This window comes from Paenibacillus sp. FSL R10-2771 (assembly GCF_038000205.1).
GTDB classification, from domain to species: domain Bacteria; phylum Bacillota; class Bacilli; order Paenibacillales; family Paenibacillaceae; genus Paenibacillus_AQ; species Paenibacillus_AQ phytohabitans.
This window is the reverse complement of sequence record NZ_JBBOBM010000001.1, coordinates 3,468,998-3,487,237: the sequence shown is the minus strand read 5'-3', so window position 1 is coordinate 3,487,237 and position 18,240 is coordinate 3,468,998. Positions and strand designations below refer to the sequence as shown.

Here is an 18,240-nt window from a genome sequence, read left to right as displayed (position 1 = left end):
TTTTCGCTTTTTTATATCTGTAATAGTCTGATTAGAGAACTAGAGACAGCACAAATACAACGGCAGCGCCTCCCCTTTTGCGGGCTGGCCTGCCATTTTTTTGCTTCATACATAAGTACAACCGGAATGGAACTATATACCATAATGTGCGTAACCGATATAGTATAGAAGAGATATAACTAGCGGAGGGGTACGAATGAATCGTAAAAGTATACTAGCAGCGTTTACCGTCATCCTGATGATCCTGCTTCTGCTGCCGCTGGCGCCAAGCCGGATGGAGGCAGCTGTTCCCGCTCATTCGGAGTCCTTTTATGTGAATGACTTCGCGGGCGTAATCGATCAGAAGACAGAGAATTATATGGTCAATTACGGCGTGAAGCTGCATCAGCAGACTGGTGCTCAAGTTGTGTTGGTGACGGTGAATACTACGAACGGAACACCGATGGAAGAGTATGCGACCTCGCTGTTCAATGCATGGGGAGTCGGTTCGGCAGATAAGAATAACGGAGTCCTGCTGCTGCTCTCCACCCAGGATGATGATTACTGGGCGGTTCCGGGCAAAGGCCTGGAGGATACGCTCAACGACAATGTGTTATCCCGGATTCTATCGGAGTCGCTGGAGCCGGATTTTGCCAAGAAGGATTACAGTGTTGGAGCGCGCAAAACCTATGGTGCGTTAATTAAGAGCCTTGGCGGAATCTATTCGGAGACTGTCGGCACCAAAAACTATGTATCGGATAATGCCGGGGTCTTCAAACAAGTTACGAAGGATTATCTGAACCAGTCCAGCAACCGTTATGCGGCAACGACCGGAAGCGGGATCTATGTAGTGACAATCAAGAATCCCGGTGATAAAAGCCTGCAGGATTATACGTACGCAAAGTTCGCCGGTGTAGCCGCAGGGCCTAAAGATGTGATGCTGGTGCTCGATATCGGCGGAGATAACTATCATGTATTACAGGGCAAGGCAATCGATGGAGTCTTGACCAATGAACGCATTGGCGGAATACTGGACACGGTACTTGAACCCGGATTTGCCGCAAAAGATTACGCCGGAGGGGCAACCGCCACGGCGAATGCCTTCTACAGCTTCTTCCTGGCCAGAGCAGATGCCAGCCAGGAGGCTGCGGCGGCGGGCACCAAATCAACCGCTGCAGCAGCAACCAAATCACCTGTAAAATCGAACATTAACGGTAAACCGAAACCTGTCAGCGCATCTACAGGATTAAAGATTATGGGAGTGTATCTGATAATCATTGCTCTATTCAGTCTTGCTGCTTCCGGCCGCAACCGTTTAATTGCCCGTTTCGGATCAAGGCTTAATCCGTTCAACCAGCAGAATATGAACCGCCTCGTTACCAGGTTCGGCTCAGGTTCTACAATGAGACAGAGGCGGCACCGCCGTCATGAGCGGCATCGGAACGAAGCCTTGAATCACAGCAGTTCGCAGAGCAGCTTCTGGGGTAGCAATGAGGGAGGCGGCGGTTCATCAAGCGGAGGCGGAGTAGGGCGCTATTCCTCTTACGAGGATGAAAATGAGGGGGATGGCGGTTCTACCAATGGTGGTGGAGCGGGGCGTTATTCTTCCTATGATGACGATGACGATAATAATTCCGGCGGAGGCGGCAGTGCAAGCGGAGGAGGCGGTGTAGGCAGACACCGGTGATTGGCTGGAGTTGCAGACTAAGAAAATAATGAAAAAAGGACAGTGGCCGTGCGGCCGCCCTGTCCCTTTTTTCATAGATAAAGATAAAGATGTGATGAGCTTACGGTATGATCAAGGTTTACAGATCGACTCTCAAGGTGCCCAGCATCTTGACGAACTTCGGATCGTGATAGGATAAGAAAAGGCTGTCCCGCGTATCGAGGGCGGTAATTTGTCCGATGTCATCCGCGCTCAACTCAAAATCGAAAATATTGAAGTTTTCCGCGATCCGCTCTTTTCTCACTGATTTTGGAATCACAACGATACCACGCTGAACAAGCCAGCGCAGCACGACCTGGGCGACGGACTTGTTGTGTTTCTCAGCAATTGAAGCCAGTACTTCGTTGCCGAACATGTTGCCCAGTCCTTCAGCGAACGGCGCCCACGACTGGTGCTGCACGCCCTGATCTTTCATAAAAGCAGCGCTCTCAGCCTGCTGGTAGAACGGGTGCGTTTCGATCTGGTTGACAGCGGGTACGATTTCGTTATGCACAATGAGGTCCATCAGACGGTCGGGCAGGAAGTTGCTGACACCGATCGCCCTGATCTTGTTTTCGCGGTACAATTCTTCCATCGCACGCCAAGCGCCGTAGTAATCCCCGAACGGCTGGTGAATAAGGTATAGATCGAGATAGTCCAGCTGCAGCTTATTCAAGGATTTGGCGAACGCCAGCTTGGCACTCTCGTAGCCGGCATCCTGAACCCAAAGCTTGGTCGTGATGAACAGCTCCTCACGCTTCAAGCCGCTACGCTTAATTGCGCGTCCAACCGCTTCCTCGTTGAGGTAACCGGCCGCTGTGTCAATGAGGCGGTATCCAGCCATCAGAGCTTCATATACGGCGTTCTCGCATTCTCCAGCATCCGGGATTTGGTAGACACCAAAACCGATGATCGGCATTTTCACACCATTGTTTAAGGTTACGTTTAGCATTATAATTCCTCCAAGTATTCAGATGTGTAACAGCAAACGGTGTGTATCCGGAAGAAGGATACTGCAGCGGGGGTTCCACTTCCATCCGAGTTGCATTACAATAAGCCTATCGCCTTCGTGTAACACGAAGTCAAGCGGTCTTATCATTTTTTTCAAGGAGGATCACACATGCATACGGTCAAAGAAGCCGCCCAGATTACTGGACTCACTGAGCATGCTGTACGCTTTTACACCGATAAAGGGCTGGTGCCCAGCGTACAGCGAAACCAGAATAATATCCGGCTGTTCGATGAAGAATCGATCAACTGGCTGCATGGCGTCAGATGTCTCAAGCAATCCGGCATGCCGATTGAAGTTATCAAAATATACATTGATCTCTGTCTCGAAGGAGATTCGACCCTTCCGCAACGCAGTGAACTCATAATGAAGCATAAAGAAGCAGCGCTCATTAAGCTTGAAGAAGCTAAACGGCATATAGCCCATCTGGAACAAAAAACTGCCCTATATCAGGACATTCTGGAGCATGGTGCACCAGATACGACCAATCCCCGCAACTGGGCCGAAATTCAGCATATGCATGCTGACGTATTTTACTCGCCCGCTGTCCGGAAGGCGTGAGATGCTCCGAACGAACAGATTTGCACAATAGTATTATCTTTGAAGAAAATTCGAAATCGGAGGAGAAGCAAACATGAGAAAACTCGTATTGTTCATGCATGTGTCGCTGGACGGGTATGCGTCGGATTCGAATGGAGGACTAGATTGGATTCCGTACAACGAGGAATTAGAGAAATACGCTGAGGAGGTCGTAACCGAGGTCGGCTCTCCCGTATACGGACGCACGACGTATCGGATGATGGAGAGCTACTGGCCCTCGGTGCTGGACGATCCGAATGCGTCGAGGCACGATATGGAGCATGCCAAATGGCTGCAGGATGTTAAGAAGATCGTTATTTCCGGCTCGATGGACATTGTGGAATGGAACAATACGATGCTGATCAAAGATAATATCGCCGAGGAAATCAGGGTACTCAAGGAGCAGCCTGGCAACAATCTCGTTATCTTCGGCAGCCCTGGGGCGGCGAAGACGTTGCTTGAGCTCGGTCTGATAGACGAATTCCTGCTGACGATTTGTCCGGTCATTTTGGGCAGTGGGAAATCAGCATTCCAGGATGACGGTGAGAAAATCAGGCTCAAGCTGCTGTCCAGCCGAACGCTCAAGTCGGGCATTATCGCGGCCCGCTATGAGTTGGAGAAATAGCCTTGCCGTACAAGGTGTTCCACTTAGCTTGACCATTCGCCGGCATGAAAAAGCTCCCCTGACAGTAACAGGTTGTATGATCTCACCTGTCTACCATATGGGGAGCCTATCACTAGTTATTAAGCTGAATACTTTTGCGTATTAGCCTTTACTGTGAAGAGTAACCTGATAACCGTCCGGGTCGGCAAATGAAAAGGTTCGCCCGAAGGGTCCGTCTATTGGTGCGGATGTAATTGTTACGCCTGCTGCAATAAGCTTGTCGTGGATGTCTTGCGTATCAGGGGCATGAAGCCACAGAGCGACACCAAGTCCAGGTTGAGTCCCTGCACCGAGTTCTGTTCCAGGCATTAGGTCACGAAGAGCAAATGCTATAGGCTTGGTATCAAAGACTACAGCATGAGGTGGTCCTGCTTGAGAGCGTACCAGTCCGAGATAGTTTTGATAGAATTCCGCAGAGCCTTCAAGATTGCTCACCTGAATTGAAATGAAGTCGGGTCCAATTGCTGACATAATAATGTCCTCCTGTTTATGTTATTAGAATAATCATCTGACTCGCCACCGCCTCAAAATCAGCATTTGCAAATCTTCAATGTACTATTCGTATGTCTTGATTATACAAGCCCCCTACTGCCAACAGCATGTCAGTAGCGTTCTTTCATTTTTCCGATTTCTTCTCTTATCCGGTTTTTGAAGGATTCAGGTTCAGTGACTACTACATCTGCCCCCCATCCAAGCATCCAGCTCAGCAATTCTTCCGGCTCGTGGACACGAAAAGTGACATGGTAACCGTCCTCTTTAGATTCGGCAGTCTCCATATAATAGTTATTAGCTTCTTCAACTCTATCTGTGATGTCTGGATTAAAAATGGCACAGACCCGTATGCTGCGGGTATCCTTCGGCCGGTAGGACTCAAGGTTGAAGTTATCGGGAGTCTGAAACGTATCCTCAGTCACGGTAAGGTCACTGATCCGGGAGACCCGAAAATGGCGGATATCCTCCCTTAGGTCGCAGAAAGCAAGTAACAGCCAGCCATTCTGCTCATCATGTGCCAATCCGTATGGCGATACAGTTCGCACATTTACCCGGTTCCCACCAGCTTCAGCCACCCGCTTGTGATAGGTTAAACGAAGTTTCTTGCCCTCCAGCATGGCTTCACGAATGATTCCCAAGTTTACTTTCTCCCGGGCCATTTTGACCTTTTCATCCCTTTGAAGCAACCGGATGCTCCCTTGTATTCGGGTTGTCTCTTCACGCATGGGCCGGGAAAGAATGGCTTCTATTTTTCTTCGGGAAGAACGGGCACTATTGCGATAAGTCGGATCAAAACGTTTCTCTATGAATTCAGCTCCAATAAGAAGTGATACTGCCTCTTCTGTGGTAAAACTGATGGGTGGAAGAAAATAGCCTTCCATTAAGGAGTATCCTAATCCTGTCTCACCGATGATGGGAACTCCCGCTTCACTCAGAGCCTGCATATCACGATAGATCGTTCTTACACTAACCCCTAAGACCGCTGCTAATTCATCAGCCGTATGCAATTTGCTTCGCTGTAGTTCCATCACAATCGATAAAAGACGCTCTGTTTTATTCAATGGAAGCTGCACTCCCTTGTTTAGAATTCAACCCTTGATCATATCTTTCGTGGTTTCAAAATAACGTATGAGATTTACTTCAGTAGGGGTTATTTTGAAATTAACCTGCCACACTTCAACCCCTTGGTTTATTGATGATTGCACGGAATTCCGGATATAGCTGCTATACTTCCCGCCCGATGAGCCCATATATTTAGAACTATCATAGATGAAACATACCAACAGGATTGCTTTGTCATTTTCATTCAAACTATGGGCCAGTTCCCCAATATGTTTTATGAATCTTTCAAAGGAAGTGAAGCTGCTTCCTTCCTTAGTTTCGATATGCTCCTTAACCTCGACCTGTAATCGCGTAAGGGGTGTTTTGACCTAAATGTAAGTATTTCCCACAAGAAAATCAAGTTTGGAGTTGCCGACTTTTTGTTCTCTTTTTATTGCTTCACCATTATTCACCATACCAGAAAGCTGGCCGTTTTTAATAAAATGCTCTACATATCTATTTGCTGCATTCTGATTGATTCCTATCCATGATTTAGTGGCATTGGATGGTAAATCAACTGATATGGCCTCCACTGTATAAAGGGTCTTTCTTGATAAATTATTGCTTAGTGAAAGCAGGCAAGGAACATCACGCAAAATGATGTCACCAATACGGCCTGTCGTGGGACAATGGCAATCATAAATGACTCCGTCAACCTCGACTTCCATAATGAACCGGTTACGCCGTCTGCAAATCACACCTTCAATGAGAGGTGTTTCAAAAATAAATGGATTGTTATTAGTTTGCATAGTAAGTTCTCCTCAGTAATCTCTTTAAGCAATTATACAAAAATGCTACTGACAACGGAATGTCAGCAGCCACATGGATGAGTTAGAAAATAACAGATAATGGGCAGAGAATTGACCAAACTGAAACTTTTAAACTTCTATATTGGTCTATTATGAGATATGTGAGTTTATAGAAGTATACAACAAAAGGTTTGTTTAGGGAGGATATTTAGAAGTGAATTCTTCATCATTACCGCAACGTTCCACTGTCCGCAAGAAGAAAAAACCAGCCCGCAAGCGCAAGAAAAGGGGCTTTTTCCGTACAGTCTTCAGAGTATTTATGTTCTGCCTCATCCTGCTGATTGTAGCCGGAGGCTGGCTCTACCTTGCACCGTCTGCCCAGAACACCCGCTATCTTATCGCTGATACGCTGATTACGACACAACACCGGTATATGGCCAAATATATTATTGGTGAAGATGAGCTCAAGAACCGCGTCAGCGAATATACAGAACGGTTCCAGGAGATGGGCGATGAGGTGGATACCCATGTGATTGAGCCGGAGCCCGTGGTCCCGGAGGATAAACCTCTGGTCGAGATTGAAAAGGTGAATGGCAGCGGGTACGCAGGTTATGTGATGATTGTTAACGATCCGAAGAAGGTTCGCCTCGGTGTACCTAATAAGATCGGTTCAGGGGAAAAGGTATCCAGTATGGTGGCGCGGACTGGCGCAATCGCCGGGGTGAACGGCGGAGGCTTCGCCGACCCGAACTGGAAGGGCAATGGCTTCAAGCCGATCGGGCTGGTCGTCTCGCAAGGGAAGCTGTACTATAACGGACTTGGCGGCAAGAAGTCTACGCAGATTGTGGGTCTCGATAAAGAAGGCAAAATGATTGCCGGAAATTACACGTTAGATGAGCTGAGCAAGATGGGTGTGCAAGAGGCGGTGACTTTTCAGCCGCGGATTATCGTGAATGGCAAAGGCCAGATCAAGAATGCCGCTGAAGGCTGGGGGATCGCCCCAAGAACGGCTATGGGCCAGCGGGCGGACGGTGCACTGATCTTCGTGGTCATTGACGGGCGGCAGCCGGGCTACAGCATCGGGGCGAACCTGTATGATGTGCAGCAGATTATGCTGAAGCAGGGTGCTGTGATCGCAGCCAATCTGGACGGGGGATCATCCACTGTACTGGTGAAGGACAACGAGATTCTTAACAAGCCTTCTTCACAATACGGGGAGCGTTATCTGCCTACGGCATTCCTGGTGTTTGAGAATCCCGAGCAGGCGGATATCAAGAACATCTGGGAAGGACTGGATCCGTCCAAAATCGATGCAGGCAAGAAGCGGACCCAATAACTTCAGCTTTTCACGCTGCATATTCCCTAGTAGATTGGGCGCGGCAAGGTGTGATAGGATAACTATTAAATTCTTATTTGTAGCATAGGTGAATTCCTTGATCAGAGGGGGAACAGGTTTGACATTGCAGCAGCTCCGCTACGCAATTGAGATTGCGAACAGCGGCTCTATGAACGAAGCGGCCAAAAGGCTATTTGTGTCACAGCCCAGCCTCTCGAATGCTATCAAGGAGCTGGAGAGCGAGCTTGGCATTACAATCTTCGAACGCAACAACCGGGGGATCAGCATCTCGGCGGAAGGCATGGAGTTTCTGGGCTATGCCCGGCAGATTATTGAACAAACGGAGTTTATGGAGAACCGTTATACCGGCAAGAAACGCAGTCCGATCTACTTTTCGGTATCAACGCAGCACTATGCTTTTGTTACGGACGCATTTGTGAAGCTGATGAAGGAGAGTAAGATAGCGGAATACAATTTCAGCCTGCGGGAGACACAGACCTATGAGATTATTGAGGATGTTCGTACCCTGCGCAGCGATATTGGTATTCTGTATATCAATGAGAGTAACTATAAGGTAATGAACAAGCTGTTCAGCGACGGTAACCTGAAGTTTACACCGCTATTCAATACGAATCCGCATGTATATGTGCGGGCAGGACATGTGCTGGCCGGCAAAGAAAGAATCACTATTGATGATATTCTTGCGTTTCCTTATATTACTTTTGAGCAGGGGGATAACAATTCACTGCACTTCTCGGAGGAAATGCTTAGCTTCACACAAATTGAGAAGAATATTAAAGTTACCGACCGCGCCACACTGACTCATCTGCTGCTCGGAAGTGACTCGTATACGGTAGGCACAGGGATTATGGCCTCTGAGCTGAATGACGCGGGACTGGTCACTATTCCTTTTGACAGCAAAGAGGTGTTCTCTGTCGGCTGGATTGCCCACAAGGACCGTAAACCGAGCGAGATTATGTCGGGGTATATTAACATTCTGAATGATCTGGTGTCGGATAATTATTTCGAGCTTGAATCATTCCTACTTTAACAGCAGGAGGGACGTATGAGTAGTCCAGTTATCGGATCGACAAGAAATGCACCGCCCTTTCGCTATGACATTGTCGGAAGCTTCCTGCGGCCAGAGGCGCTCAAAGCAGCGCGCAGCCTGCATGCCCAAGGTACCATGACCGCCGGGGAACTGCGTGAGGTGGAGAACATAGAGATTGCCAAGCTGCTCCAGCAGCAGAAATCCCTGGGGCTGCATGCCGTAACCGATGGCGAGTTCCGCCGCTCCTGGTGGCATCTTGATTTCTTCTTCGGGGTACAGGGGACGCAGAAGATCACACTCGGGCCGGCCGGCAGCTCCAAGGAACCGGTGAACCGGGCCGAGAGCTTCAAGATTACCGGGAAAATCGCATTCGGCGACCATCCTATGGTGGCAGACTTCAGCAGTTTGCAGCAGATGGCCGGAGACACGCTTGCCAAAATGACGATTCCCTCACCGGCGCTGTTTCATTTCGTGCAGGATTATAACGGAAACGAGGTCTACTCGGATTCCGCAACGCTGTATGGAGATATCGTCCGGGTGTACCGGGATGCGATACAGGCCTTCTATGATGCCGGCTGCCGGTATCTGCAGCTGGATGATACCACGTGGGGCACACTTTGCAGCGGCAAACACCGGGCGCATCTGCGCAGCAGAGGCGTCGATCCCGACCAGCTGGCGAAGGACTATGTCCGGCTGATTAATGAGAGCATCGCTGCGCGCCCTGCGGATATGACGATTGCGCTGCATGTGTGCAGAGGTAATCTCCGCTCGACCTGGTTTGCTGCCGGGGGGTACGGGCCAGTTGCCGAAGAGCTGTTCGCTGGCGCCGAAGTGGACGCGTTCTTCCTGGAGTATGACAATGAACGTTCCGGTGATTTCGAACCGCTGCGCTTTATTCGTAACCAATTTGTTGTGCTGGGGCTGGTCACCACCAAGCATGGCGGCCTGGAGAACAAAGAGCAGCTCAAAGCCCGGATCGCCGAAGCATCACAATACGTGGATATTAATCAGCTTTGTCTCAGCACCCAATGCGGCTTCGCCTCCTCCGAGGAAGGGAATATCCTGACGGAAGAAGAACAGTGGGACAAGCTGCGGCTGGTGATTGAGACGGCGGATGAGGTTTGGGTGTAGAAGGTATATGCTGCATAGAGAGCGGGGTTGTACGAAGGGGTGACCTGCTCTCTTTTTTGAGGGGATATATAAGATATATGCTTCGCCAGGACCTGATGGGATGGGGGGGTGACCACCACCTTGGGCCAAGCACCACGCGCCGGGATGAGGACCCGGAATTAGTTGGATTTAATCCACTTGTTGATGAACAAATGGTCCCTGTCAAGGTAGCAGTTGGAAAAACAACACTTAAATGATCATCTTTCACCCAGAGCAGCAAAAACCAATAGTATTAGATGTCATTTATCCACTTGCTTTCACTAATACTTCAGAAATGGGGAAATTAAGATACGTTTTTCCACTTGCTTATCGTGCGAGGCGGTACCCAAACAGCTTCCACACCGGCATCTCCCCAAGGGGGGGACTGTTCCCGGTTAATGCTTTGTTATTGACAGAACCCAGCTCCCGCAGTACACTTGCAAATAATTACTTACATACACACAAGCGATGAAGAGAAGAGTAGGCAGGCGGCAGCGTTCACAGAGAGCTCCAGAGTGGTGAAAGGGGGCAGCGAAGCGTCTGATCTGAAAAAAGTCTCTGAGCTGCATACGGAATTGGGCACGGCGCCCAAGGATACTATGCCGGGATCTCCCGTTACAGAGATAGGGTATAAGCGTAATGGCCGTACCCGAAGAGGCGGGCCTGGCAACATGTCCGCGAACAGAGGTGGTACCACGAAGCTTATTCAAGCTCTCGTCCTCAAGATAACAATCTTGAGGGCGGGAGCTTTTTTGCGTTCCCGGGCGGCCGGGCGTCGTGCCAAGTCAAACAGGCTCCACATGAACTCCATACTAACAGTAGAGGTGATTTGCCAATGCATTGGGCAGAAAAAATTGCAGGCCAGTTAATAGAAAACCATCCGGAGCGGCAGACTTTTGTATGTGCATCGGGGATCAGTCCGTCCAGATCGGTCCATATCGGAAATTTCCGCGAGATTGTGACCACTTCGTTTGTAGCCAAAGCGCTGCGGCGGGCGGGGAAGGAGGTACGGTTCATTTTCTCGTGGGATGACTTTGACCGGTTCCGGAAGGTGCCGAAGCTTGTGGACCCTGCATTCGGACAATATATAGGGCTGCCATATTCGCAGGTTCCCTGTCCGCATGGCTGCCATACTTCGTACGCGGCACATTTCGAGGCGGAGTTTGAGCAGGCGCTGCAGGCATTTGAGATCGAGCCTAAATTCATCTATCAGAGCCGGGAATACCAGTCACACCGCTATAATCCGGCAATCCTGCATGCCCTGCGCCACCGGGAAGAGATCTACGATATTCTGATGTCGTTCAAAACTGGCGAGAGCTCTGCGGAAGACCGGGCAGCTTTTTATCCGGTGAATGTATACTGCGGACGGTGTGGAAAAGATGCGACAACGATTCACAGCTTCGACGACAGCGCAGAGACCGTGGTGTACAGCTGTAAGTGCGGTCATGCCGATACCATATGTGTTCCTGAGGCTGACAACCTGAAGCTGCACTGGAAAATCGACTGGCCGATGCGCTGGAACATGGAGCAGGTGGTGTTTGAGCCTGGAGGACGTGATCACTCGTCTGAAACCGGAAGCTATAATGTGGCCGCAGTAATCTCGGAGCGGATCTTCGGCAACCCGCCGCCTATGTATGAGCCCTATGAATTTATCAGCATTAAAGGCAGTTACTCCAAAATGTCCAGCTCTTCCGGGCATAATTACACACCCGATGATCTGCTGAACATATATGCCCCGGAGAATATCCTGTTCCTGTTCGCCAAATACCAGCCGAATGCGGCTTTTCATATTGGATTGGATGAGGATGTGCTGCGCAATTATGCGGAGTTCGAGCGATATGCTGCTGCAGTTCATGCCGGAACATTAACGGGTGATCTTGCGGATGCGCTGGAGTTATCGTTGCTTAGCGGCTCTACCGGAACGTCCCCGAGCTTCAATCAGGTGTCCAGTCTGCTGCCATTAATCAACTTCGACCGGGAACTGCTCCGGGATATTCTCACCAAGAATGGGGAGAAGGCAGATGAGCATCAGCTGCTGCTGACGGCGGACCGGGCGGAGCACTGGATCAGAAACTGGATGCCGCACAAGCTGATTACGGTCAATTCTTCGCCGGACTTAGCCTATTATCATTCACTGGACGCGGCAGAGCTGAAATGGCTGCGCACCCTTTGCAGTCTGCTAAGAAACTGTGAGCTGGATGAAACGCAGAGAATGACCCAAATCTACGCCATCTGTCATCATGAGGACAAAAAAACAATGCGGACTCAGCAAAAAAGGCTGTTCACCATTATTTATCAGCTAGTTCTGAGTGCGGATGAAGGCCCGCGTCTGCCGATGCTTATTCAGGCTGCGGGGACGGAGCGGATGCTGTCTTTACTGGATTTATGAATGGAGCCGGACGGCCCTTTACGGGATATATCGAACAGAGGTATAATGTACAGGACTGTTTTTAATCAAATGTTGGAAAGCGAGCGGTAACGATATGGGTCGTAAGTGGAATAATATTAAGGAAAAGAAAGCATCCAAGGATGCCAATACAAGTAAGGTCTACGCCAAGTTCGGTGTAGAAATCTATGTTGTTGCTAAGAAGGGTGAACCTGATCCCGAATCCAACCGTGCACTGAAGGTGGTTCTGGAACGGGCCAAAACTTACAATGTGCCGAAGGCGATTATCGACCGCGCACTTGAAAAGGCAAAAGGCAGCGGCGACGAAAATTACGTGGAGCTTCGTTATGAAGGCTTCGGTCCCAGCGGTTCGATGATCGTGGTCGATGCGCTGACGAATAACGTTAACCGTACAGCTCCGCTGGTACGCTCCACCTTCAGCAAGAACGGCGGCAATATGGGTGTCAGCGGCTCGGTAACGTATATGTTCGATCCGACAGCGGTAATCGGTGTAGAAGGCAAAACTGCGGATGAAGTGATGGAGCTGCTGATTGAAGCAGACCTGGATGTCCGTGATGTGCTGGAAGAGGATGAAGCAGTGATCGTATATGCCGAACCCGACCAGTTCCACGCTGTACAGGAAGCTTTCCGCGGCGCAGGCATTACGGAATTCACCGTAGCCGAGCTGACTCTGCTTCCACAGAATTATGTGGCCCTGCCTGAAGATGCACAGGCGCAGTTCGAGAAGCTGATTGACGCTCTCGAAGAACTGGACGATGTGCAGCAGGTCTACCACAACGTGGATTCGGAAGAATAGAATAAGCTGCTTTGCTAAGCGGATAAGCCTATTTCGGGCTTGTCCGCTTTTTTACTTCTGCCATGCTGTGTATATTCTATACCGATCTTTGCCAAAATAAACCGAACCGAGCAGCACACTACGTAGAGGAGGCAATATAGTGGAGGAATTTACAACACCGGATAAGAACCTGGTTAATACCGTCAAGGAGCTTGATCAGGACCCGGTCACCAGCCAGGAAGCACAGCAGATGGAACAGAAGAAGAGTGACATCCGCAAGGAATCCCTGAGGGATGACAAAACGACCTATAAGAAAAATGAGCAGAATACGTATAAATGATTTGTTCCTGAAAGTGAAGCAGGGGCTAAGCGGGCGGTGAGGGCAACCTCACCGCTTTTTGGCATTGGATGAAGCTGACAGTACTCTTTCAGTCTGACAAAGCTCACCCTGGTATGCTATAGTCGATTGTAAATATGCAAACTAGCGTTCTCTTTAATTGGTTGGCTGATCAAACAGGAGGAATTAATAAATGGAACCTTTCCGGTTGTTGAGTGTAGTCCATGTATTTCTGATCAAGGATGGGCAGATATTGCTACTGCGGCGCTCGAATACAGGGCATCACGATGGAGAATACGGTCTGCCTGCGGGCAAGCTGGAAGGAGGAGAAGAGCTTCATTCCGCCGCCATCCGTGAAGTCCGGGAAGAATGCGGAGCTGTTATCGCGCCTTCTGACCTTGAAATGCTCGGAGCGATGCATATCCGGATTTCCGGAAATGAACGGATTGATTTCTTCTTCAAAGCGGAGCATTGGAGTGGTGAGATTAGCAACACCGAGCCTGATAAATGCGATGATTTACGCTGGTTCCCGCTGGATGATCTTCCGGAGAATATCATCCCTTTTGTGCAGGAGGCATGGAGCAAATTCAGAGACGGTGTCTGGTTTGCTTCACATGGATGGGCGTGACAGAAGTAACCAGAGCCGAGCGCAATTTCACAAATCTATGGTGCATCCCGCCAAAATTGTGTATGCTGAATGAAGTTTACTGAAAACAAATGTAAAGTACATAGCAGGGGGATTTCCGCAGGATGGAAGATTGGACGATTGGCATGGTGGCAGTATTGGTGCTTTGCGGTTTTTTGGCCGGATTAATTGACTCTGTGGTAGGCGGGGGAGGACTGATTGCAATTCCTGCACTGCTGTCTGTAGGGATTCCGCTTCCTCTGCTCCTGGGCAGCAGCAAATTAGCCGGGTCCATGTGCTCGCTGACCAGTACGGCCTCTTTCGTGCGCTCCGGCAAAATCAATTTCAAGCTGGTCCGGACACTGATTCCGTTGTCCATTATAGGTGCGGTGGCCGGTACACTTACCGTCCGCCAGGTGCCATCAGAGTTTCTAAAGCCGCTGGTCATTGTGATGCTGGTAGTGATAACGGTCTATACTTTGTTCAAAAAAGCATGGGGAGACGTATCCACCTTCTCCGGCAGCAATGGCAGAACACGGCTGATCGGGATTATCGCGGCACTGGTCATAGGCTTCTACGATGGTTTCTTCGGACCGGGAACCGGATCTTTTCTGATCTTTGCTTTTCTGATGATGGGCTTCGAATTTGTTACGGCCGCCGGCAATGCCAAAATGCTGAATTTCGCCAGCAACATCACGAGTCTGCTTACGTTTATTGCCCTCGGCTCTGTCAGCTATACCCATGGGCTGATCCTGGGCATTCCGATGGTGATCGGAGCTATTGTGGGCTCCAGGATAGCTATCCGCAATGGAGCGGCTTACATCCGCCCGCTATTCATAACAGTTACTGTTATATTGATCGGCAAGCAGATATGGGATACGATGCATTAAGTACATATAATGGAGTGGATGAGATGGAGATCAGAATCATACAGAAAGAAGAAGCATGGAAACTGAGGCATGAAGTGATGTGGCCCGAGCGTGAGCCGGATTACATCAAGCTGGCGGATGATGAGCTGGGCGTGCATTACGGGCTGTATCTGGGAGAACAGCTGGTGTCAGTGTTATCCCTGTTCATTAATGGTACAGAAGCACAGTTCCGCAAGTTTGCTACGCTGGAGCTGGAACAGGGTCTGGGCTACGGCAGCAGACTACTGCAGACCGTACTGAAAGAGGCAGAGCAGGCAGGGGTACAGCGGATCTATTGCAACGCAAGAACCTACAAAGCGGGCTTCTACAAGAAATTTGGAATGCAGGCGACAGAAGAAGTGTTCAGCAAAGGCGGCAAGGACTATGTCGTAATGGAAAGGTTCTTCACGCCCGCTGAAGACGACAAACAGAAAGGAGTTTACCCATGACTAAGAAGCTGTATTATGAATCAGCTTATTTGAATGAATGGAGTACAACTATAAGCGGAACCTTAGAACGTGAAGACGGGATCTATGTGACGCTTGCGGAGACAGCCTTCTATCCCCACGGGGGCGGACAGCCTTGTGATACAGGGTACATAGGTGAACTTCCAGTGCTGGATGTAGTGCTGGAAGATAATGAGGTGCTTCATAAGGTAGCGCAGCTTCCTGCGCATACAGAGGTTAACTGCAGAATCGACTGGAACCGGAGATTTGACCATATGCAGCAGCACAGCGGACAGCATCTGCTGTCGGCGGTCTTCCGTGATTTGTACCAGGCCATGACCCTTAGCTTCCATCTAGGAAGTGACTATGCCACGATTGACATCGGGCTGCCGGAGCTGTCTGCTGCGCAGATGGCGGAGGCTGAACAGGAGGTCAACCGGCAGATTTACCTGAACCGGAGCATTGTCAGCTACTTCGTAACAGCAGAAGAAATGGCCAGGCTGCCGCTTGTGAAGCTGCCTAAGGTGACAGAGGATATCCGGATTGTTGAGATAGAAGGTGTCGAACACAACGCCTGCGGGGGGACGCATGTAGCTTCAACAGGAGCCATCGGCATGATCAAGCTGCTGCGCTCCGAGAAGCAGAAGGGCAACACCCGGATTACCTTCAAATGCGGAAGCCGCGCACTGGATGAATTCAATGACAATGTACGTATTCTGGGGCAGCTGTCAGCCAGGTTCAATACGGGTAAGGACGAAATTATCGGCCGGTTTGAGAAATGGGAGCATGAGCAGAAGCTGGTGCAGACTGAACTGGCTGCGCTTAAGGAACAGAATGATATCTATCTGGCCCGGGAGCTATTATCCGCCATGGAACCAGGCAGCCGGGTGATTACGCATATCTCCGACACCAGAACGCTGAAGGATTTGCAGAGTCTGGCTGTGAAGCTTACTGCGCTGACCGACCTTCCTGTTCTGTTGCTGAGCGCGGTGGAGAATAAGGTGGTACTCGCCCGCAGCGGTGCTGCGGATCTGTCCTGCGGGGCCTTCTTCAAAGCCCATCTCGGCGAATACCAGGGCAAAGGCGGCGGCAGCGACAAGCTGGCCCAGGCCGGCTTCCCGGCTTGGGAAGCAGCAGTGGCGTTTTATGATTTTGCCCAAAAACAACTCTAATTTCAAGTGAAAAGGCCGCAGATCGCGGCCTTTTGTGTAATCGGAGAACGGGAATACGGATTTAATGTTATAATCACCTCTGTGTGCGGATAGATGAATTCTGATGTTATGAACCAGAGGGGCGATAGGTTTGAGTGTAATACGTATGGAGAACGTGACTAAGAAATATGAGGATACATTGATCTTCAGAGATATCTATTTCCGTGTAAGCAAAGGCGAACGCATAGGTCTAATCGGACGCAATGGTGCAGGTAAATCAACGGTGTTCAAGCTGATCATGGGACAAGAACAGCCAACGGCCGGGAACGTGGAGCTGGACCCGAAGGTTAAGATCAGTTACTTTTCCCAATTCTCGGAGCTATCCGGGTCCTTGTCTGTTCAACAGGAGCTGGAGCTGTGCTTCGGGCAGGTGACGCTAATCGAACAGGAGCTGCATCAGATCGGGGAACAGCTTGGGCAAGTAACGGATGATAACCAGATGAATACCCTGTTAGAACGGCAAGCGGAGCTTTTTGAACAGATGGATCATTTGGATGGCTGGAATGTCTCGGTGGAGATTAATACGGTGCTCACTAAACTGGGATTTGATGAGAGATCACGGCATCAGCCAGTAGAGGAGTTATCAGGAGGGTGGCGGAACCGCGCGGCACTGGCCAAGGTCTTAATTGAGGTGCCCGATGTCGTATTGCTCGATGAACCTACCAACTTTTTGGATATGGAAGGAATCGTATGGCTCGAGCAGTGGCTGCACCGTTTCACCGGGGCGATGCTTTTGGTCTCACATGACCGGCAGTTTATTGACAGGGTAGTTACACGGACCATAGAGATCGAGAATTATCATTTTCAGGAGTACGAAGGCAATTATACCGATTATGTTCAAAAAAAGAAGATGCGCAAAAAGGTGCTCGACCGTCAGTTTGAATGGGAAGAAGAACTTCTGCTTATGGAGTCTGAAGCCATTGATACCCGGGGCCGTAAAAAGTCTCCCAAAGACCGCCTGTCGCGCAAGCTGACGGAGATCAAAAAGCGGGTGGAGCCGCATCCGGTGAATGTCCTGATTACCGATATTTATAGCAATTTGCGTTTTCCGGACAAGCTCGGTGAAGTGAAGGGAATTGGCCAGACGTATGATGGCCGGACTATCTTCCAGAACATTAGCTTCGACATCCAAAAGGAAGACCGGATGGTCATAGTCGGCCCTAACGGAAGCGGGAAATCGACGCTAATCAAGGTGTTGACGGGTCAGGAGGAGCCGGATTCCGGGGTTGTGACCTGGGAGCGAGGTGTCAGTTACGCGTATTTCAATCGTATGTGGGACGAGCTTGATCCTAAAGATACAGTAAGTCATGCGGTTAATGTGTATGGTCTGGGACTCGATGCGCCGCGGAAAAAAGTGAACAAATTCCTGTCTATGCTGCAATTCTCTGAAGTGGATTTGAGTAAAAGGATCGGACATCTATCCGGCGGCCAGCAGGCCAGAGTAGCGTTAGCGAAATGTCTTCTCTCCGGTGCTGCTGTGATCATCCTGGATGAGCCTACCAATCATCTGGACCTGACCAGTATTCAAGTGATGGAGCAGGCACTCATTCATTTTCCCGGAGCGGTAGTTACGGTCAGCCATGACCGGTTCTTTATTGATAAAATAGCGACGAAGATGCTTACCTTTGACCCGGAATCGGGGATCTCGGAGCAGGACGTTTAGGCTGGAAGCAAGCAGAGAGCTATGGATCATTCCGTAGCTCTTTTTTTGCGCGGA

At 49.9% G+C, this 18,240-nt stretch carries 18 protein-coding genes and 1 pseudogene; 14 read left to right on the top strand and 5 right to left on the bottom strand.

The features are described from left to right. The first annotated feature begins 196 nt into the window (after positions 1–196). On the top strand, positions 197–1,666 hold the full coding sequence (locus NSU14_RS14960) for a TPM domain-containing protein (RefSeq protein ID WP_340945906.1): 1,470 nt from the start codon (positions 197–199) through the stop codon (positions 1,664–1,666). Between the two features lie 118 nt (positions 1,667–1,784). On the opposite strand, the gene NSU14_RS14955 is transcribed toward NSU14_RS14960, so the two are convergent. Continuing rightward, a complete protein-coding gene (locus NSU14_RS14955; RefSeq protein ID WP_340945905.1) occupies positions 1,785–2,636 on the bottom strand; it encodes an aldo/keto reductase in 852 nt (283 codons plus the stop codon). A 168-nt stretch (positions 2,637–2,804) separates the two neighbouring features. Here NSU14_RS14955 and NSU14_RS14950 point away from each other — a divergent pair, with 168 nt between their 5' ends. Together NSU14_RS14950 and NSU14_RS14945 are read left to right on the top strand one after the other, a co-directional pair. Beyond that, complete coding sequence (locus tag NSU14_RS14950; protein WP_340945903.1) at positions 2,805–3,254, top strand: MerR family transcriptional regulator; 450 nt, start codon at positions 2,805–2,807, stop codon at positions 3,252–3,254. A 73-nt stretch (positions 3,255–3,327) separates the two neighbouring features. After that, positions 3,328–3,897: a dihydrofolate reductase family protein gene (locus NSU14_RS14945; RefSeq protein ID WP_340945901.1), complete on the top strand. Its 570-nt coding sequence runs from the start codon at positions 3,328–3,330 to the stop codon at positions 3,895–3,897. Positions 3,898–4,038: 141 nt separating this feature from the next. Here NSU14_RS14945 and NSU14_RS14940 read toward each other — a convergent pair whose 3' ends face one another. The 4 genes and pseudogenes from NSU14_RS14940 to NSU14_RS35990 form a co-directional block, all read right to left on the bottom strand. Further along, the gene (locus NSU14_RS14940) at positions 4,039–4,407 is read right to left on the bottom strand and encodes a VOC family protein (RefSeq protein ID WP_042137108.1); all 369 of its coding nucleotides are present in this window, start codon (positions 4,405–4,407) and stop codon (positions 4,039–4,041) included. Positions 4,408–4,538: 131 nt separating this feature from the next. Then, positions 4,539–5,489 carry a helix-turn-helix transcriptional regulator gene (locus tag NSU14_RS14935; protein WP_336100192.1) on the bottom strand — a complete coding sequence of 317 codons (951 nt, stop codon included), beginning with the start codon at positions 5,487–5,489 and terminating at the stop codon, positions 4,539–4,541. Between the two features lie 27 nt (positions 5,490–5,516). Beyond that, positions 5,517–5,825: pseudogene (locus NSU14_RS35995) on the bottom strand (DNA/RNA nuclease SfsA); the annotation flags it as partial. 33 nt (positions 5,826–5,858) lie between these two features. Next, a complete protein-coding gene (locus tag NSU14_RS35990; RefSeq protein ID WP_445670024.1) occupies positions 5,859–6,278 on the bottom strand; it encodes a hypothetical protein in 420 nt (139 codons plus the stop codon). A 214-nt stretch (positions 6,279–6,492) separates the two neighbouring features. Between NSU14_RS35990 and NSU14_RS14925 the strand changes: the two genes are divergently transcribed. The 11 genes from NSU14_RS14925 to NSU14_RS14875 all read left to right on the top strand — a co-directional run bounded on the left by NSU14_RS14925 (position 6,493) and on the right by NSU14_RS14875 (position 18,186). Beyond that, the gene (locus NSU14_RS14925; protein ID WP_340945899.1) at positions 6,493–7,614 is read left to right on the top strand and encodes a phosphodiester glycosidase family protein; all 1,122 of its coding nucleotides are present in this window, start codon (positions 6,493–6,495) and stop codon (positions 7,612–7,614) included. 118 nt (positions 7,615–7,732) lie between these two features. Next, positions 7,733–8,665: a LysR family transcriptional regulator gene (locus NSU14_RS14920; RefSeq protein ID WP_039291538.1), complete on the top strand. Its 933-nt coding sequence runs from the start codon at positions 7,733–7,735 to the stop codon at positions 8,663–8,665. 15 nt (positions 8,666–8,680) lie between these two features. Beyond that, entirely contained in the window at positions 8,681–9,796 is a 1,116-nt protein-coding gene (locus NSU14_RS14915; RefSeq protein ID WP_340945897.1) for a 5-methyltetrahydropteroyltriglutamate--homocysteine S-methyltransferase, read from the top strand. A gap of 853 nt (positions 9,797–10,649) precedes the next feature. Beyond that, positions 10,650–12,203: a lysine--tRNA ligase gene (gene lysS, locus NSU14_RS14910; protein WP_340945895.1), complete on the top strand. Its 1,554-nt coding sequence runs from the start codon at positions 10,650–10,652 to the stop codon at positions 12,201–12,203. A gap of 94 nt (positions 12,204–12,297) precedes the next feature. Continuing rightward, positions 12,298–13,017 (top strand): YebC/PmpR family DNA-binding transcriptional regulator, encoded by a 720-nt coding sequence (locus NSU14_RS14905; RefSeq protein ID WP_039291545.1) that lies wholly within the window; start codon positions 12,298–12,300, stop codon positions 13,015–13,017. A gap of 139 nt (positions 13,018–13,156) precedes the next feature. Beyond that, on the top strand, positions 13,157–13,336 hold the full coding sequence (locus tag NSU14_RS14900; RefSeq protein ID WP_042137123.1) for a hypothetical protein: 180 nt from the start codon (positions 13,157–13,159) through the stop codon (positions 13,334–13,336). A gap of 190 nt (positions 13,337–13,526) precedes the next feature. Beyond that, positions 13,527–13,961 carry an NUDIX hydrolase gene (locus NSU14_RS14895; protein WP_076248310.1) on the top strand — a complete coding sequence of 145 codons (435 nt, stop codon included), beginning with the start codon at positions 13,527–13,529 and terminating at the stop codon, positions 13,959–13,961. A gap of 122 nt (positions 13,962–14,083) precedes the next feature. Beyond that, entirely contained in the window at positions 14,084–14,848 is a 765-nt protein-coding gene (locus tag NSU14_RS14890) for a TSUP family transporter (RefSeq protein WP_042137127.1), read from the top strand. Positions 14,849–14,871: 23 nt separating this feature from the next. Then, positions 14,872–15,315 (top strand): GNAT family N-acetyltransferase, encoded by a 444-nt coding sequence (locus NSU14_RS14885; protein WP_179093642.1) that lies wholly within the window; start codon positions 14,872–14,874, stop codon positions 15,313–15,315. Next, positions 15,312–16,484 (top strand): alanyl-tRNA editing protein, encoded by a 1,173-nt coding sequence (locus tag NSU14_RS14880; RefSeq protein ID WP_340945887.1) that lies wholly within the window; start codon positions 15,312–15,314, stop codon positions 16,482–16,484. The genes NSU14_RS14885 and NSU14_RS14880 overlap by 4 nt, the downstream gene beginning before the upstream one ends. 130 nt (positions 16,485–16,614) lie before the next feature. After that, positions 16,615–18,186, top strand: coding sequence for an ABC-F family ATP-binding cassette domain-containing protein (locus NSU14_RS14875; protein ID WP_042137130.1), 1,572 nt, complete (start codon positions 16,615–16,617; stop codon positions 18,184–18,186). Positions 18,187–18,240: the final 54 nt, after the last annotated feature.

What these genes read in the sequence shown, in the direction of transcription:
- NSU14_RS14960 (WP_340945906.1), top strand. Translation starts at nt 197, where the DNA reads ATGAATCGTAAAAGTATACTAGCAGCGTTTACCGTCATCCTGATGATC.
- NSU14_RS14955 (WP_340945905.1), bottom strand. Translation starts at nt 2,636, where the DNA reads ATGCTAAACGTAACCTTAAACAATGGTGTGAAAATGCCGATCATCGGT.
- NSU14_RS14950 (WP_340945903.1), top strand. Translation starts at nt 2,805, where the DNA reads ATGCATACGGTCAAAGAAGCCGCCCAGATTACTGGACTCACTGAGCAT.
- NSU14_RS14945 (WP_340945901.1), top strand. Translation starts at nt 3,328, where the DNA reads ATGAGAAAACTCGTATTGTTCATGCATGTGTCGCTGGACGGGTATGCG.
- NSU14_RS14940 (WP_042137108.1), bottom strand. Translation starts at nt 4,407, where the DNA reads ATGTCAGCAATTGGACCCGACTTCATTTCAATTCAGGTGAGCAATCTT.
- NSU14_RS35990 (WP_445670024.1), bottom strand. Translation starts at nt 6,278, where the DNA reads ATGCAAACTAATAACAATCCATTTATTTTTGAAACACCTCTCATTGAA.
- NSU14_RS14915 (WP_340945897.1), top strand. Translation starts at nt 8,681, where the DNA reads ATGAGTAGTCCAGTTATCGGATCGACAAGAAATGCACCGCCCTTTCGC.
- lysS (WP_340945895.1), top strand. Translation starts at nt 10,650, where the DNA reads ATGCATTGGGCAGAAAAAATTGCAGGCCAGTTAATAGAAAACCATCCG.
- NSU14_RS14905 (WP_039291545.1), top strand. Translation starts at nt 12,298, where the DNA reads ATGGGTCGTAAGTGGAATAATATTAAGGAAAAGAAAGCATCCAAGGAT.
- NSU14_RS14895 (WP_076248310.1), top strand. Translation starts at nt 13,527, where the DNA reads ATGGAACCTTTCCGGTTGTTGAGTGTAGTCCATGTATTTCTGATCAAG.
- NSU14_RS14890 (WP_042137127.1), top strand. Translation starts at nt 14,084, where the DNA reads ATGGAAGATTGGACGATTGGCATGGTGGCAGTATTGGTGCTTTGCGGT.
- NSU14_RS14885 (WP_179093642.1), top strand. Translation starts at nt 14,872, where the DNA reads ATGGAGATCAGAATCATACAGAAAGAAGAAGCATGGAAACTGAGGCAT.
- NSU14_RS14880 (WP_340945887.1), top strand. Translation starts at nt 15,312, where the DNA reads ATGACTAAGAAGCTGTATTATGAATCAGCTTATTTGAATGAATGGAGT.